The 16,055-nt window shown below is 67.7% G+C and carries 13 protein-coding genes and 1 tRNA gene; 10 read left to right on the forward strand and 4 right to left on the reverse strand.

Going from position 1 to position 16,055, the window contains the following annotated elements; translation table 11 throughout:
• Positions 1–33: 33 nt before the first annotated feature.
• Positions 34–3,738, reverse strand: a complete 3,705-nt coding sequence (mfd, locus tag MJO58_RS21830) for a transcription-repair coupling factor (protein ID WP_239720920.1) — start codon at positions 3,736–3,738, stop codon at positions 34–36.
• A gap of 120 nt (positions 3,739–3,858) precedes the next feature.
• Here mfd and lysA point away from each other — a divergent pair, with 120 nt between their 5' ends.
• Together lysA and MJO58_RS21840 are read left to right on the forward strand one after the other, a co-directional pair.
• Positions 3,859–5,211, forward strand: coding sequence for a diaminopimelate decarboxylase (gene lysA / locus MJO58_RS21835; protein WP_239720921.1), 1,353 nt, complete (start codon positions 3,859–3,861; stop codon positions 5,209–5,211).
• A 130-nt stretch (positions 5,212–5,341) separates the two neighbouring features.
• A complete protein-coding gene (locus MJO58_RS21840) occupies positions 5,342–6,001 on the forward strand; it encodes a DUF1295 domain-containing protein (protein ID WP_239720922.1) in 660 nt (219 codons plus the stop codon).
• Between the two features lie 34 nt (positions 6,002–6,035).
• Here MJO58_RS21840 and MJO58_RS21845 read toward each other — a convergent pair whose 3' ends face one another.
• The gene (locus tag MJO58_RS21845) at positions 6,036–6,629 is read right to left on the reverse strand and encodes a TetR/AcrR family transcriptional regulator (RefSeq protein WP_036472997.1); all 594 of its coding nucleotides are present in this window, start codon (positions 6,627–6,629) and stop codon (positions 6,036–6,038) included.
• Between the two features lie 228 nt (positions 6,630–6,857).
• On the opposite strand from MJO58_RS21845, the gene MJO58_RS21850 reads away from it, so the two are divergent.
• The 8 genes from MJO58_RS21850 to pth all read left to right on the forward strand — a co-directional run bounded on the left by MJO58_RS21850 (position 6,858) and on the right by pth (position 12,929).
• Positions 6,858–6,929 (forward strand) — tRNA-Gln (locus MJO58_RS21850).
• Between the two features lie 130 nt (positions 6,930–7,059).
• Entirely contained in the window at positions 7,060–8,547 is a 1,488-nt protein-coding gene (gene glmU, locus MJO58_RS21855) for a bifunctional UDP-N-acetylglucosamine diphosphorylase/glucosamine-1-phosphate N-acetyltransferase GlmU (RefSeq protein WP_239720923.1), read from the forward strand.
• 102 nt (positions 8,548–8,649) lie between these two features.
• Complete coding sequence (locus MJO58_RS21860; protein WP_090605872.1) at positions 8,650–9,630, forward strand: ribose-phosphate diphosphokinase; 981 nt, start codon at positions 8,650–8,652, stop codon at positions 9,628–9,630.
• Positions 9,631–9,978 carry an arsenate reductase (glutaredoxin) gene (gene arsC, locus MJO58_RS21865; protein ID WP_239720924.1) on the forward strand — a complete coding sequence of 116 codons (348 nt, stop codon included), beginning with the start codon at positions 9,631–9,633 and terminating at the stop codon, positions 9,976–9,978. It begins immediately after the preceding gene.
• Positions 9,975–10,625: an LpqN/LpqT family lipoprotein gene (locus MJO58_RS21870; protein WP_239720925.1), complete on the forward strand. Its 651-nt coding sequence runs from the start codon at positions 9,975–9,977 to the stop codon at positions 10,623–10,625. The genes arsC and MJO58_RS21870 overlap by 4 nt, the downstream gene beginning before the upstream one ends.
• Before the next feature lie 44 nt (positions 10,626–10,669).
• A complete protein-coding gene (locus MJO58_RS21875; RefSeq protein ID WP_239720927.1) occupies positions 10,670–11,539 on the forward strand; it encodes an oxidoreductase in 870 nt (289 codons plus the stop codon).
• 142 nt (positions 11,540–11,681) lie between these two features.
• A complete protein-coding gene (locus MJO58_RS21880; protein WP_090605880.1) occupies positions 11,682–12,341 on the forward strand; it encodes a 50S ribosomal protein L25/general stress protein Ctc in 660 nt (219 codons plus the stop codon).
• Positions 12,342–12,353: 12 nt separating this feature from the next.
• Entirely contained in the window at positions 12,354–12,929 is a 576-nt protein-coding gene (pth, locus tag MJO58_RS21885; RefSeq protein WP_090605883.1) for an aminoacyl-tRNA hydrolase, read from the forward strand.
• Between the two features lie 95 nt (positions 12,930–13,024).
• On the opposite strand, the gene MJO58_RS21890 is transcribed toward pth, so the two are convergent.
• Both MJO58_RS21890 and MJO58_RS21895 read right to left on the reverse strand, forming a co-directional pair.
• Positions 13,025–14,662: a fatty acyl-AMP ligase gene (locus MJO58_RS21890; protein WP_090605886.1), complete on the reverse strand. Its 1,638-nt coding sequence runs from the start codon at positions 14,660–14,662 to the stop codon at positions 13,025–13,027.
• A 339-nt stretch (positions 14,663–15,001) separates the two neighbouring features.
• Positions 15,002–15,955, reverse strand: coding sequence for a 4-(cytidine 5'-diphospho)-2-C-methyl-D-erythritol kinase (locus MJO58_RS21895; protein ID WP_420845374.1), 954 nt, complete (start codon positions 15,953–15,955; stop codon positions 15,002–15,004).
• Between the last annotated feature and the right edge of the window lie 100 nt (positions 15,956–16,055).

Raw genomic sequence — 16,055 nt, forward strand, 5'->3', positions numbered from 1 at the left:
CATCGCTAAGCTCTGCATCGTCACCGGCGCGGATCATCGCGCTTGTCGCTCCTCCCTGGTCATCGGCGCAGGTGACGAACTCGTTATACCAATTTCCTGCTGCGGTTTCCCTTGCAGGGCGGTCACCAAGTTGGCCACCATCTGCACCAACTCGACATCGCGAAGCCGCGGCGCGCCCACTCCGCCGGCTCGCGGGATCGGAACAGACACCGTGGACGTGGTGGCGCGGTAGTTGGCGGCCGGATACATCCGCTTGAGCCGCACCTGGGCAGAATCTAGCAGCGTAATCGGCGACAGCCGCAGTGTCGCCGCAGACGGGGCCGACACCTCGGTGATGCCGCAGGCACGGCACAACAGCCGCAACCGCGCCACGGCCACCAGCCGCTGAGCCGGTTCCGGGAGCGCCCCGTAGCGGTCGGTCAGCTCCTCCACGACGGCGTCGATGGCCGCGTCGTCGGGCGCGGCGGCCAGGCGCCGGTAGCCCTCCAGCCGCAACCGGTCGCTGGCGATGTAGTCCGGTGGCAGATGCGCGTCCACCGGCAGGTCGATGCGCACATCTTTGGGCTCCTCGGGTGTAGTAACCGTGTCACCGTCGGCGGCGGCCTTGTAGGCCTCGACGGCCTCACCCACCAACCGCACGTACAGGTCGAAGCCGACCCCGGCGACGTGCCCGGACTGCTCGACGCCCAACACATTGCCGGCGCCGCGGATTTCGAGGTCCTTCAGCGCGACCATCATGCCCGCGCCCAGCTCGTTGTTCTGCGCGATGGTCGCCAGCCGGTCGTAGGCCGTCTCGGTCAGCGGCACGTCCGGCGGATAGAGGAAGTAGGCGTAGCCCCGTTCCCGGCTGCGGCCCACCCGGCCGCGCAGCTGGTGCAGCTGCGAGAGCCCGAAGGTGTCGGCGCGCTCGACGATCAGTGTGTTCGCGTTGGAGATGTCCAGTCCGGTTTCGATGATCGTGGTGCAGACCAGGATGTCGTATTCGCGATTCCAGAACCCTTCTACGGTGCGTTCCAGCCGTTCTTCTGGCATCTGCCCGTGCGCGACCACGACCCGCGCCTCGGGCACCAGCTCACGGACCCGGGCCGCCGCCGCGTCGATCGAACTGACCCGGTTGTGCACGTAGAAGGCCTGGCCGTCGCGCAGCAGCTCACGCCGCAACGCGGCCCCGACCTGTTTGGCATCGTCCGGGCCGACGTAGGTCAGCACCGGGTAGCGCTCCTCGGGCGGCGTCAGGATCGTCGACATCTCTCGAATCCCGGCCAGGCTCATCTCCAGGGTGCGCGGGATCGGCGTGGCGCTCATGGTCAGCACGTCGACGTGGGTGCGCAGGCTCTTGATGTGTTCCTTGTGCTCGACGCCGAACCGCTGCTCCTCGTCCACCACGACCAAGCCCAGATCCTTCCAGCGCACCCCCGTCTGCAGCAGCCGGTGCGTGCCGATCACGATGTCCACCGACCCGTCGGCCAGACCGTCGAGCACGGCACGGGACTCGGTGGGATCGGTGAACCGGGACAGCCCCTTGACGGTCACCGGGAAGCCGGTCATCCGGTCGGTGAACGTCTGCAGATGCTGGTCGGCCAGCAGCGTGGTGGGCACCAGCACCGCGACCTGTTTGCCGTCCTGCACGGCCTTGAACGCCGCCCGCACCGCGATCTCGGTCTTGCCGTAGCCGACGTCGCCGCAGATCACCCGGTCCATCGGAATCGGCTTTTCCATGTCGGACTTGACCTCGGTGATCGCGGTCAGCTGGTCGACGGTCTCGGTGAAACCGAATGCGTCCTCCATCTCGGCCTGCCAGGGCGTGTCCGGCGCGAACGCGTGGCCGGCGCTGGCCTGCCGCTTGGCATATAGCGCCACCAGCTCGCCGGCGATCTCGCGGACGGCGCGACGGGCCTTGGTCTTGGTGTTTGTCCAGTCGCTGCCGCCGAGCTTGCTCAGCGCCGGCGCCTGGCCGCCGACATACCGCGACAACTGGTCCAGGGAGTCCATCGGGACATACAGCTTGTCGGTGTTTTTCGCACCGCCACCCCGGTTTTTGCTGGAGGCGTATTCCAGCACCAGATATTCGCGGCGGGCCCCGCCGACGGTCCGTTCGGTCATCTCGACGAACCGCCCGATGCCGTGCTGGTCGTGGACCACGAGGTCGCCGGCTGTCAGCGCCAGCGGGTCGACGGTGTTGCGCCGCTTGGCGGCCAGCCGCTTGCCTTCCGCCGACGTCGCCCGGTTGCCGGTCAGGTCGGTCTCGGTGATGACGACGAGGTTGGCGGGATCGCCCGGAATGATCAGGCCGTCGTGCAGCGGCCCCTTGAGCACCCCGACCACACCGGCCTTGGGCGCCGCACCCGAGTCCAGCATCGCGGCGGGGGTATCGGACTCGGCCAGCCGCTCCACCACCCGATGGGCAGTACCGGTTCCGGGGGCGACGATCACGGCGTGGCCGCCGGTGGACACGTGCGCGCGCAGCATCGCGAAGATGCTTTCGATGTCGTGCTGGTGGCCGCGGGCCGACGGCGCCGCCCGCACATCCAGCTCGACCGCTGCCTCGTCGGACAGCTGACTCAGCGTCCACCACGGGTGGCCGGCCCGGGCCGCGGCAGTCCGCACCTCGTCCAGTTCGGCGAAGCCCGACCCGCCCAGGTCCTCGACGTCGACCGGCGCTTGACCTTCCGAGGTGCCCATGGCCGCGACCGACCAGGCAGCCTCGAGGAATTCGCGGCCGGTCTTGATCAGGTCGGCGGCGCGGCTGCGCACCTTCTCCGGGTCGCACAGCAACACCGGGGTGCCCTCGGCCAGCTGATCGGTCAGCAGCGCGGGGCGCCCATCTTCGGGGGGCCGAAGGACGGGAAGCAGTGCTTCCATTCCGTCGACCGGGATGCCTTCGGACAGCTTGGCGAGCATGTCGGAGACACTGCCGGTGATCGCGGCTTCCCCTTCTGGCAGCCGTGCGGCCGCCAGGGCCAGCAGCTCGGCTGCCCGTGCCTTTACGTCGTCGGTCAGCAACAATTCGCGGCAGGCGACCGCGACGAGTACGTCGACCTCGACGTCCGGGATGGACCGCTGATCGGCGACCGCAAACATCCGCATCTCGCTGACCTCGTCGCCCCAGAACTCGACGCGCACCGGGTGTTCGGCCGTGGGCGCGAAGACGTCGAGAATGCCACCGCGAACGGCGAATTCACCGCGCCGGCCGACCATGTCGACCCGGGTGTAGGCCAGTTCGACCAGCCGGGTGATCACGCTCTCGAATTCGACTTCCGCGCCGACGCGCAGTGTGAGCGGTTCCACAAGACCCAGCTGCGGCGTCATCGGCTGCAACAGCGAACGCGCGGCCGTCACCACCACCCGCAGGGGTGGACCCAGCGTGGTGTCGTCGGGACGCGCCAGCCGGCGCAGCACCATCAAGCGGGTGCCGACGGTGTCGACGCCCGGCGAAAGGCGTTCGTGCGGCAGCGTTTCCCAGGACGGGAACACCGCCACCGCGTCGCCGAACACGCCGCGCAGTTCGGCGCTCAGATCGGCGGCTTCGCGCCCGGTGGCGGTGACCACGAGCAGCGGCCCGCGTCGCGCCAGGGCGCTGGCGACGAACAGGCGCGCGCTGGCCGGGCCGACCAGGTTCAGTTCGTCCGGCGCGGCGGCCGCACGCGCGGCCAGCTGCTGGAAAGTGGGCGCCGTCAGCGCTAATTCAACGAGCCCCGCGATCGGGGTTTCTGGGCGAGCAGGCCCCGGTGCGGTCATGATGCACCCATTCTAGGTGCGGCGAAAAATGCACAGAACAACGTCAATATTGCGTCCCGGGCCGTCAAGGGATCGTAAGGATTTCGCCATGTGGCGCTGACCGGTCGCACTTTTGAAGTCATGACATTGCTTGACATGCTGCCGTCCATCGGTCGGGCGGCGCCCCGCCGGCTGAATCCCGCGATCTGGCCTGTCACTACGCATTCCGACGAGCAAGGCCGGCTCTGCATCGGTGACGTCCCGCTGTCGGATATCGCTGACGAGTTCCACACCCCCACCTACGTGATCGACGAAGCCGACTTCCGTTACCGCGCCCGGCGCTACCGCAAGACGCTGCGCGGTGTCGAGATCGTCTACGCCGGAAAGTCTCTGCTGACGACGGCGGTGGCGCGCTGGGCGAGCGAGGAGGGACTGGGCGTCGACGTCTGCTCGTCGGGTGAGCTGGCCGTCGCCCTGGCCGGCGGCGTGCGGCCCGCGCGGATCGTCATGCACGGCAACGCGAAATCACCCGAGGAGCTGCGCGAGGCGGTGCACGCCGGGGTGGGGCGCATCGTGCTGGATTCCTGCATCGAGATCGCGTACTTGGCCGGCTGCGCCCGCAAGAGCCAGCCGGTGCTGATCCGGGTGACCCCGGACACCCCCACCTGGCAAGACGTCCCTGGCCATCGCGCGATCACCACCGGCATCAGCGATCAGAAGTTCGGGCTCACGCTGCACGGCGACCGCGCCGACGTCGCGGCCCAGCGCGTGCTGGCGCATCCGATCCTTGACCTGGTCGGGCTGCACTGCCATCTCGGCTCGCAGGTCACCGACGCCGCCCCGTATGGCGAGGCCATCCGCCGAATGATCGCCGCCATGGCCGACATCCGCGCCCGGCACGGCGTGATCCTCACCGAACTGAACATCGGCGGCGGCCATGCGATCCCCTACGTTCCCGGCGATCGCGAACTCGACATCGACGACCTGGCCGTCGTCCTCGAAGACGCGCTCGATGAGGCCTGCGCCGCCGAGCATTTCCCGCGGCCGACCCTCGTGGTGGAACCCGGTCGCGCGATCAGCGGCCGGGCCGGCGTGACGGTGTATCGCGTGTGCTCGGTCAAAACGCAACCGGGCGGGCGCACCTTCGTCGCGGTCGACGGCGGCATGAGCGACAACCCGCGGGTGTTGTTGTACGGCGCCCAGTACACCGTCACGCTGGCCAACCGCCATTCGGTGGGACCCAAGCAGCGGGTCACGGTCGCCGGCCGGCACTGCGAGGCCGGCGACGAGATCGCCCGCGATATTGAGTTGCCGGTGGACCTGCATCCCGGCGACCTGCTGGCCGTGGCGTGCACCGGCGCCTACCACCACAGCATGGCGTCGAACTACAACATGGTGTGCCGGCCACCGCTGGTCGCCGTCAAGGACGGTCGCGCCCGGCAACTGGTTCGCCGCGAGACGGTCGCCGACCTGCTCTCACGCGACTGCGGCTGAATCGGCCCGGCGCGGAAGCTACGCACGGCCGGGCCGATTCGATGCGCCATCGCAGCTGCTGACCGATGACCCCCGGCCGAAAGGCCTTCCGGCCCTGCCACCAACGCATTCGTCGCCCTAGCTTCGGGGCATGGCACTCATGCAGCCCACCGGCTTGTTCATCAACGTGCATAAGGCGCTGGTCATCCCGGTCACGGTGGCGGTAATGCTGAGCTTCAGTAACTTCTCGACCGCGATGTGGCTGTATCTGGGGATGCACGGCAGCTATTCGATTCTGTGGCTGATCAAGGGCCGCACCTACCCGGATCGTCGTTTTGCCGAGAAAGTGCCGATCTGGATCGGCATCGTGTTCGTGTTTCTGCCGCTGGCCGGCTACTACGCCGCGCCGATCCTGCTGGCCTGGCTCCACCCGAATGTGCCGGCCTGGGCAGCCGGCCTCGGCGTTTCGGTTTTCACCTTCGGCATCTTTCTGCACTACGTCTCCGACGCACAGAAGTACTACACCCTGCAGGTGCGCTCCGGTCTGATCGATACCGGCCTATTCGCCCGTACCCGCAATCCGAACTATCTCGGCGAAATCTTGACGTATATGGGTTTTGCGATCATCTCGTGGCACTGGATCCCGTTCCTCGTCAACTCCGCGTGGATCTTCGGGTTCTTCATCCGCAACATGATCAAGAAAGACCGCTCCATGTCGCGGCTTCCCGGATTCGCGAGTTACAAGGCCCGCACCGGCATGTTGCTGCCACGCCTGCTCCGGCCCGCAGTTCGGCCGGCTGCCGTCGAATAGTCCCCGCGGGGCCGGCTGATCGCAGGCCCGAGGCCTACTCGTCTTGCAGCCGGGGGTCGGATTCCAGATGAGTCAGGCCGTTCCACATCAGGTTGACCAGGTGCGCGGCCACGACTTCTTTCTTGGGCTCCCGGGTGTCGAGCCACCACTGCGCGGTCATCGACACCGAGCCCACCAATGCCTGGGCGTACAGCGGCGCCAGATCGGGGTCCAGGCCGCGGCGGGCGAAGTCGCCGGCCAGGATCGAGCTGACCTGGCCGACGGCGTCATTGAGCAGGCTGGAGTAGGTGCCGGTACTGATCGCCGCGGGCGAGTCGCGGATCAGGATGCGGAAGCCGTCGGTGCGTTCCTCGACGTAGGTGAGCAGCGCGAGCGCAACCCGCTCGACCCGGACCCGGGACCGGTTGTTGGTCAGCGACGAGGTGATCCCGTCCAGCAGCGCCGACATCTCCCGGTCGACGACGACGGCGTACAGGCCCTCCTTGCCGCCGAAGTGCTCGTAGACCACCGGCTTGGACACGTTGGCGCGCTGCGCGATCTCCTCGATGGAGGTGCCGTCGTAGCCGCGCTCGGCGAACAGCGAACGCGCGATGCCGATCAACTGGTGTCGGCGCTCGCTGCCGGTCATCCGGGCGCGTGGCGCGCGCACTTCTTTGTCCGGGGCTGCCACGTCACTCAGGGTATCGGTTTGGCCTGGTGAAATTGCCCGGGTTCGACTTCGAGCCGTCAATGGCTGCCGGGCCGTCGGGCCTGAATTGTCCGACTCCTCAGTCGACCGCAAGCGGTCCGCGTCGTCGTCAGACTAAAGTCTTGATGGCGCGGTTGGCGGTTAGCCGCCGTCGCCCGTGATCTGCAGTCCGTCGTGGTGTAATCGGCAGCACCTCTGATTTTGGTTCAGATAGTTCAGGTTCGAGTCCTGGCGACGGAGCTTCGGTTGCTGGTCTTGCCAGGGGCACGGGATGAGATTTTTTGCCACCAGTGCAGGTGAATGACAGTCTTGACGGCATGGCGGCGCTTGCGCGTTCCGCCCGGCGTGGGACACAGCACGAGGAGAGTCGATGTCGTTTCACGGTGACACCGCGGTCGTCGTGTTAGCGGCCGGGCCCGGCACCCGGATGCGCTCGGATACCCCCAAGGTGCTGCACGCCATCGCCGGCCGCAGCATGTTGTCGCACTCACTGCACGCGATCGCCAAGGTGGCACCGCAGCGGCTGGTCGTGGTGCTGGGCCACGAGCATCAGCGCATCGCCCCCATCGTGGCCGATCTCGCCGAGACCCTCGGCCGTCCGATCGACGTCGCCCTGCAGGACCGCCCCCGCGGCACCGGCCACGCCGCGCTCTGCGGCCTGTCCGCGCTGCCGCCGGACTACGCCGGCGTCGTCGTGATCACCTCGGGCGATACCCCGCTGCTGGACGCCGACACCCTGGCCGATCTGATCGCGTCCCACAACGCGGCGTCGGCGGCCGCGACGGTGCTGACCACCACGCTGCGTGATCCGTTCGGCTATGGCCGGATCCTGCGCACCCAGGACGACCCCCAGCCAGGCCAAGTGATGGCGATCGTCGAGGAGGCCGACGCATCCGACTCGCAACGCAAGATCGGCGAGGTCAACGCCGGTGTTTACGCCTTCGACGCCGCGGCGCTGCGCTCGGCGCTCGGCCGGCTGAGCTCCGATAACGCCCAGCAGGAGCTGTACCTGACCGACGTCATCGCGATCCTGCGCGGCGACGGCCGGCCCGTGCACGCCCGCCACGTCGACGACAGCGCGCTGGTGGCCGGGGTGAACAACCGCGTCCAGCTCGCGGCGCTGGGCGCCGAGCTGAACCGTCGCATCGTCGCCGCCCATCAGATGGCCGGCGTGACGGTGATCGATCCGGCCACCACCTGGATCGACGTCGACGTGACGATCGGCCGCGACACCGTCATCCACCCGGCAACCCAGCTGCTGGGCCGCACCCAGATCGGGGGCGGCTGCGTGGTCGGCCCCGACACCACGCTCACCGACGTCACCGTCGGCGACGGCACCTCGGTGATCCGCACGCATGGCGACTCGGCGGTGATCGGCGGCGGCGCAACGGTCGGCCCGTACACCTACCTGCGGCCCGGCACGGTGCTGGGCGCCGAGGGCAAGCTCGGCGCCTTCGTCGAGGTCAAGAACTCCAACATCGGGACCGGCACCAAGGTGCCGCACTTGACCTACGTCGGCGACGCCGACATCGGCGAGCACAGCAACATCGGCGCCTCCAGCGTGTTCGTCAACTACGACGGTGAGACCAAACGGCGCACCACGGTCGGCTCACACGTCCGCACCGGCTCGGACACCATGTTCGTCGCACCGGTGACCGTCGGCGACGGCGCCTACACCGGGGCGGGCACCGTGTTGCGTGACGACGTGCCGCCGGGGGCGTTGGCGGTTTCCGCCGGTCCGCAACGCAACATCGAGAACTGGGTGCAACGCAAACGCCCAGGCAGTGCCGCCGCCCAGGCAGCGGACAAAGCCGCTCAGCAAGCTACGACGGCTGCTGGGCCGTCCGAATCCGAATAGACACCATGAATTTGGTGCCTGGCAACCCGGCCGTCCTTCCGTACCATTCGCTACGTACGATGGGCATTTCCAATTTCGATCCCGAACGGCGAGGGCAGCACGGTGAGCCACGACTGGACCGATAACCGCAAAAATCTGATGCTGTTCTCCGGCCGGGCGCACCCCGAGCTGGCCGAGCAGGTCGCCAAGGAACTCGACGTCCACGTCACCGCGCAGACGGCGCGAGAGTTCGCCAACGGCGAGATCTTCGTGCGCTTCCACGAGTCGGTGCGCGGGTGCGACGCCTTCGTGCTGCAGTCGAACCCGGCGCCGGTGAACAACTGGCTGATGGAACAGCTGATCATGATCGACGCGCTCAAGCGCGGCAGTGCCAAGCGGATCACCGCCGTCATGCCGTTCTATCCCTACGCCCGCCAGGACAAGAAGCATCGCGGCCGCGAGCCAATCTCGGCCCGGCTGGTCGCTGACCTGCTCAAGACCGCGGGGGCCGACCGGATCGTGACCGTCGACCTGCACACCGACCAGATCCAGGGCTTCTTCGACGGGCCCGTCGACCACATGCGCGGCCAGACCCTGCTCACCACCTACATCAAGGACAACTACCCCGACGGCAATATGGTCGTGGTCTCCCCGGACTCCGGCCGGGTGCGCATCGCCGAGAAGTGGGCCGATTCGCTGGGTGGCGTCCCGCTGGCCTTCATCCACAAGACCCGCGACCCGCGGGTGCCCAACCAGGTGGTTTCCAACCGCGTCGTCGGTGAGGTCGAGGGGCGCACCTGCGTACTGATCGACGACATGATCGACACCGGCGGCACGATCGCCGGCGCGGTGAACCTGCTGCGCTCCGACGGTGCCAGCGACGTGATCGTGGCGGCCACCCACGGTGTGCTGTCGGAGCCGGCCGCCGAGCGGCTGGCCTCCTGCGGTGCCCGCGAGGTCATCGTCACGAATACGCTGCCGATCGGCGAGGAGAAGCGCTTTCCTCAGCTAACGGTATTGTCGATCGCGCCGTTGCTGGCCAGCACGATTCGTGCCGTCTTCGAAAATGGTTCTGTCACAGGACTATTCGACGGAGACGCCTAGATGGCTGCGGAGGCTGTCATCTACCACAATCCCAAGTGCAGCACCTCGCGCAAGACGCTGGACTTGTTGCGGGACAACGGTTTAGAGCCAGAAATTGTTCAGTACCTGAAGACTCCGCCGTCCCGCGCCGAACTGGAGAAGATGATCCGCGACGCGGGTATCGACGTACGCGCCGCGGTGCGTAAGCGTGAATCGCTGTATGCCGAACTAAGCCTCGTCGACGCGACCGACGATCAGTTGCTCGACGCGATGGCCGAACATCCCATCCTGATCGAGCGCCCGTTCGTCGTGACGGCCAAGGGCACCCGGCTGGCCCGTCCGATCGACGCGGTCCACGAGATTCTGTGAGACGGCACGCGGCCGCTGCCATCATTACCGCGCTGACGATCGCCGCGGTCGCTTGTGGGCCGAAAGCTCCTGACTACTCGACGGTTTGGACGACGAGTACGACGGCGACGGCTACCACCACGGTCGAGAAACCGGTTCCGTTGTCGCAGTATCTGAACAGCATCGGCGTGACGGGCAAGCAGGTGGCGCCGAGTGCCCTGACCGATCTGGTGGTGTCGATACCGACACCACCGGGCTGGTCGCCGTTCACGGATCCGCATATCACGCCCGAGACGGTGATCTTGGCCAAGGGCAAGAAGTATCCGACCGCGCGTCTGGTGGTGTTCGCCCTCAACGGAAACTTCGACCCGGAGCAGGTCATCAAGCACGGCAACGACGATGCCCAATTGTTCGAGAACTTCAAGCAATTGGACTCCTCGATGGAGCCCTACAACGGCTTTCCCTCGGCGATGATCCAGGGCAGCTATAACGGCGACAACGGTACCCGGCTGCACAGTTGGAACCGCATCGTGCTGCCGACCGGGTCGCCGCCGGCCAAGCAGCGCTACTTCGTTCAGCTCACGATCACCGGCCTGGCCGACCAGGCTGCCGCGCAGTCGAGCGACATCGACACGATCATCCACGGATTCGTGGTCGCCGCTAAGTGATCGGGCACTAGCCAAGCCGGAGCGGTTCACTAGGGTTGTCACTCATGACTGACTTGACCGCCGCCGATCTGCCGTCATTCGCCGGACGCACCGTGATTGTCACCGGTGCCAACAGTGGGCTGGGGGCGATCACCGCACGCGAGCTGGCCCGGGTCGGCGCGACGGTCGTCATGGCCGTCCGCGACCCGCGCAAGGGTGAGAAGGCCGCTCGTGACATGCGTGGCCAGGTCGAGGTGCGGCAACTCGATCTGCAGGCGCTGGCGTCGATTCACCTGTTCGCCGAGGGCGTCGACAAGGCCGACGTGCTGATCAACAACGCCGGCATCATGGCCGCCCCGTTCGCCCTGACCGCCGACGGCTTCGAGAGCCAGATGGGCACCAACCACTTCGGTCATTTCGCGCTGACCAATCTGCTGCTCCCCAAGCTGACCGACCGGGTGGTGACGCTGACGTCGATGGCGCACTGGCCCGGCCGGATCGACTTCGACGACATCAACTGGAAGAACCGGCGCTATTCGCCCTGGCTGGCCTACAGCCAGTCGAAGCTGGCCAACCTGCTGTTCACCAGTGAGCTGCAGCGCCGGCTCAAGCTGGCGGGTTCACCGCTGCGCTCCCTGGCGGCCCATCCCGGTTACTCGCACACGAACTTGCAGGGCGCCACGGGCCGCAGGCTGGGCGACGCGATGATGTCGGCAGTGACCCGGGTGGTTGCCACCAGCCCCGAGTTCGGCGCGCAGCAAACGCTGTACGCGGCGTCGCAGGACCTGCCCGGCGACACGTTCATCGGCCCCAAGTTCGGCTGGATCGGCCGAACCCAGCCCGTCAGCCGTAGCCGCCATGCCCAGGATCCGACCATCGCGACCGCGCTCTGGGAGGTCTCCGAACAGCTCACCAGCACCAAATTTCCGCTCTGAGGTGCCGATGCGCTACCCTGGCCGGGCGTCACGGCGAGGGTGACAGGCTTCGAGCCAGCACCGTTATCGACGGAGACCGACATTTGTCGCGACCCTAGCCGTGCCTGAAAAACTTCGGTACCGAGCACACAGGAGCGACACGATGGCTAAAAAGTCGGCAGTCAACCAAATCACCGCCACGGTGCGAGCCGAGACCGGCAAGGGCGCCTCCCGGCGGGCGCGCCGCGACGGCAAGATTCCCGCCGTCCTGTACGGCCACGGCGCCGACCCGCAGCACCTCGAGTTGCCCGGGCGCGAGTTCGCGGCCGTGCTGCGCCACTCCGGCACCAACGCGGTGCTGACCCTGGACATCGCCGGTAAGGAGCAGTTCGCGCTGACCAAGGTGCTCGATATCCACCCGATTCGCCGCAGCATTCAGCACGCCGACCTGCTGGTCGTGCGTCGCGGCGAGAAGGTGACCGTCGAGGTCACCGTCGTGATCGAGGGCGAGGCCGGACCCGACACCCTGGTCACCCAGGAGACCAACACCATCGAGATCGAGGCCGAGGCCCTGTCGATTCCCGAGCAGCTGACGGTGTCGGTCGAAGACGCCCCGCCCGGCACCCAGTTCACCGCCGGCCAGATCGCGCTGCCGTCGGGCGTCACCCTGGTCTCCGACCCGGACATGCTGGTGGTCAACGTCGTGAACGCGCCGACCGCCGCCGACCTCGAGGAAGAGGGCGCGGGCGAGACCGGCGAGGCCGCCGGGGCCACCGAGGAAGAGGCGGGCGAGGCCGAGGCCTCCGACGAAGAGTCCGAGTAGGCGGCCGTCGACGTGGCCGATCCTCTTTTGGTGGTCGGCCTGGGCAATCCCGGAGACAACTACGCCCGCACCCGGCACAACCTCGGGTTCATGGTTGCCGACCTACTCGCCGCGCGACTGGGCTCAAAATTCAAGGTGCACAAGCGCTCCGGCGCCGAAGTGGTCAGCGGCCGGCTCGCCGGGCACTCGGTGCTGCTGGCCAAGCCGCGCTGCTACATGAACGAGTCCGGCCGCCAGGTCGGCCCGCTGGCCAAGTTCTACTCCGTGGCGCCGGCCGACATCATCGTCGTCCACGACGAACTTGACCTCGACTTCGGTCGCATCCGGCTCAAGCTCGGCGGCGGCGAAGGCGGCCACAACGGGCTGCGTTCGGTGGCCTCGGCACTGGGCACCAAGGACTTTCAGCGGGTGCGCATCGGGATCGGTCGTCCGCCCGGACGCAAGGACCCGGCGGCGTTCGTGCTGGAGAATTTCACCGCCGGCGAGCGGCCCGAAGTCCCGACGATCTGCGAGCAGGCCGCCGACGCCACCGAGCTGCTGATCGAACTGGGGTTGGAGCCCGCGCAGAACCGCGTGCACGCCTGGTAATTCACGTTCAGTGCGCGTCCGAGGGTGACACTGCTCGGCGTGTCTCGAAAAGTCCGGGGCCGTCAGCGCACACTCGACCGCGTCGACGGAAACCGCTACCCAGTGACCAGAGTGACGGAGGTGGATCGGCGCAGCTTGCCCGACGGCGTCTTCGGGATGGTGCCCGGACCGAGCACCACGACGTTGCGGGGCCGCATGTCGACCTCTTTGAGCACCTCGCGGGCGACCTCGTGTTCCATCCGGCGCACTTCGGCCGGATCCTGGAACGCGTTGGACTCGACCGCGACGGCGAACGTCTCGCGCGAGTGGCCGGCGTCCAGGCGGACCGCCACGGCACAGCCCGGGCGGACGCCGTCGACGCGGCAGGCGGCCCGCTCGATGTCGGTCGGGTAGATGTTGCGGCCGGCCATGATGATGACGTCCTTGACGCGGCCGCAGACCACGATGTGGCCTTCTTCGGTGATGTAGCCGAGGTCACCGGTGTCGTACCAGCCGTGCTCGTCCTGCGCGGAGATGAAGCCGCCCATGGTCAGGTAGCCCGGGGTCAGCGACTCGCCGCGCAGCTCGATCACGCCGACGCCGCGCGGGGCCATCACGTTGCCCTGCTCGTCGATGATGCGCGCCTCGAGGTCCTTCAGCAGCGGACCGAGGGTGGCCAGCCGGCGGGTGTTGCCCTTGGACGCGGGTACGGCCCGGCGCAGGGCGGCCAGCAGGTCGGCGTCCACCTCGTCGACCACCAGGCCGGCGCCGCACGGTGAGAACGACACCGCCAGGGTGGTCTCGGCCATCCCGTAGGCGGGCAGGATCGCGTCGGCCCGAAGGCCGAACGGCTTACCCGCGTCCAGCAGGTCCTCGACGTCGGCCGGCTCGACGGGCTCGGCGCCGGACAGCGCGAAGCGCAGGGTCGACAGGTCGAAGTCGCCGGCTTTGGCCTGGCGGCGCAGCCGCTTGGCCAACAGCGCGTAGGCGAAGTTGGGCGCCGCGGTCATGGTGCCCCGGTACTTGTCGATCAGCTTGGCCCACAGCAGCGCGTCGCGCAGGAAGTCCATCGGCGTGACCTTGACCAGCTCCGCGCCGAAGTACATCGGAATGGTGAGGAAGCCGACCATGCCCATGTCGTGGAAACAGGGCAGCCAGCTGACCATCACGTCTTTGTCGATGTCGTACTGCGCGCCGATGAACATCGCCTCGGCATTGGAGTAGATGTTGCGGTGGGTGATCTGGACGGCCTTCGGCGAGCCGGTCGAACCCGACGTCAGCTGCATCAGCGCCAGGTCGTCCTCGCCCACCTCGACGGGGTCGATCGGCTCCGACGCCAGCAGGTCGGTGACGGTGAGGACCCTGATGCCCTTCTCCTCCAGCACCGGAATCGCGACGAGGAAGGGCTCTGAGACGATGACGACCTGCGCCTCGATCATGCCGATGACGTTCATCGTGTCCTCGGCCCACACGGCCAGATCCGTGCGCGGGGTGGGCTGGTGGAGCATGGTCAGGCTGGCGCCGCGCATCCACAAGCCCTGCGCGGTGGGGGCGATCTCTACCGGGTAGCCGGCGAGCACGCCGACGGCGTCACCGAGTCCGATGCCCGCGGCGGCCAGGCCGCCCGCGATACGACGCGCGCGCTCGTGGACCTCGCCCCAGGTGTGGCGAACAGGCTCGTGGGGTTCACCGGTGACCATGCCCTTCGTCGAGACGCGCGCGTTGTGGAACATCTTCTCGGTAAACCTGCTCACGCAAACCTCCTCGGTTCCGGCGCTATCCCCAAGGCCCGAATTTTCATGTTCCGCTCGCCGGGCAATACTTTGCAGAAGGCGCGCGAGCACAGTTGGGAAGCGGTTAGATCTCGAAATAGTGATTGGTCAGCAACCCCGTGTCCGGTTGCTCGATCAGCACGACGACCCCGACCCGCCAAGCCCGGCCAGCATCGAGCAATCGGCCGTCCACCGAGACTCCCGGCGGACGGCCAGACCGAATCCTCGAGCTGATCGGTGGTCATCATCGCGAGTTATCTTAAACTCCTCTTAAGTAACAACCCACCATTTCGGCAATTTGAGTCGGATTTCACAGCTTGTTCAGTCGTCGGTCATCGGCGTCGGGACCACGCGCGCGCCCGGCACCGGACCGCTGGCGACGCGCACCGTGCGGCACACACCGGCACCGGACAGGTGCGTGCCGACGTCCACCGCCGAGGCCGCTGACGTGCACAGAAACGCGCACGTCGGGCCCGAGCCGGACACGACGCCGGCCAGCGCCCCCGCCTCCGCACCGGCGCGCAGCGTACGCCGCAGCGCGGGATTCAGGCTGACCGCGGCCGCCTGCAATTCATTGCCCAGCAGCGGCGCCAGCTGCTCGGGATCGCCGGCGGCCAACGCGGCCAGCACTGGCCCGGGCTCGGCGAGCCGCGGCGTGTCCGCGGTTTCCCGGAGCCGGTCGAGCTCGCCGAACACCTTTCGCGTGAGCAGCTCGCCGTGGGCGAAGGCCAGCACCCAGTGGAAGGTGTTGCGGGACAGCACCGTGGCCAGCTCCTCACCCCGCCCGGTGCCCAGCGCGGTGCCGCCGTGCAGGGCGAACGGCACGTCGCTGCCCAGCTGAGCGGCCAGCATGCGCAGATCGCGGCGCGGCACATTGAGCTCCCACAGCGAGTTCATCGCGACCAACACCGCCGCGGCGTCGGCGCTGCCGCCCGCCATACCGCCGGCCACCGGGATGGATTTGTCGATCATGATCGAGACGTCGGGCGCGCGGCCGACGTGCTCGGCCATCAGCTCGGCCGCCTGCCAGGCCAGGTTGCGTTCGTCGGTGGGCAGCTGGTCGGCACCCTCGCCGACCAGCTCGAGCGACAAGACGTCGGCATTGCGCACGGTCAGCTCGTCGAGCAGCGACACGGCGTGAAACACGGTCGTCAGCTCGTGATACCCGTCATCGCGCCGATCGCCGACGGCGAGGTACAGGTTGACCTTTCCGGGCACGCGGACGGTGACGGACCCGGTTGGCACCCACTGCGCGGCGGTGCTGCCGTCAGACATGCGCAGTCTCCCAGCCAACCACCGCCACGGCAGCAGACTATCGCTGTGGCACGCGAACCACACGCAACGGCGCCTTACCAGCCCGACAAGCCCGACAAAA

This window comes from Mycobacterium lentiflavum (genome assembly GCF_022374895.2).
GTDB lineage: Bacteria > Actinomycetota > Actinomycetes > Mycobacteriales > Mycobacteriaceae > Mycobacterium > Mycobacterium lentiflavum.

Coding starts and splice junctions, on each gene's coding strand:
- mfd (WP_239720920.1), bottom strand. CDS start 3,738: ATGACCGCACCGGGGCCTGCTCGCCCAGAAACCCCGATCGCGGGGCTC.
- lysA (WP_239720921.1), top strand. CDS start 3,859: ATGACATTGCTTGACATGCTGCCGTCCATCGGTCGGGCGGCGCCCCGC.
- MJO58_RS21840 (WP_239720922.1), top strand. CDS start 5,342: ATGGCACTCATGCAGCCCACCGGCTTGTTCATCAACGTGCATAAGGCG.
- MJO58_RS21845 (WP_036472997.1), bottom strand. CDS start 6,629: ATGACCGGCAGCGAGCGCCGACACCAGTTGATCGGCATCGCGCGTTCG.
- glmU (WP_239720923.1), top strand. CDS start 7,060: ATGTCGTTTCACGGTGACACCGCGGTCGTCGTGTTAGCGGCCGGGCCC.
- arsC (WP_239720924.1), top strand. CDS start 9,631: ATGGCTGCGGAGGCTGTCATCTACCACAATCCCAAGTGCAGCACCTCG.
- MJO58_RS21875 (WP_239720927.1), top strand. CDS start 10,670: ATGACTGACTTGACCGCCGCCGATCTGCCGTCATTCGCCGGACGCACC.
- MJO58_RS21880 (WP_090605880.1), top strand. CDS start 11,682: ATGGCTAAAAAGTCGGCAGTCAACCAAATCACCGCCACGGTGCGAGCC.
- MJO58_RS21895 (WP_420845374.1), bottom strand. CDS start 15,955: ATGTCTGACGGCAGCACCGCCGCGCAGTGGGTGCCAACCGGGTCCGTC.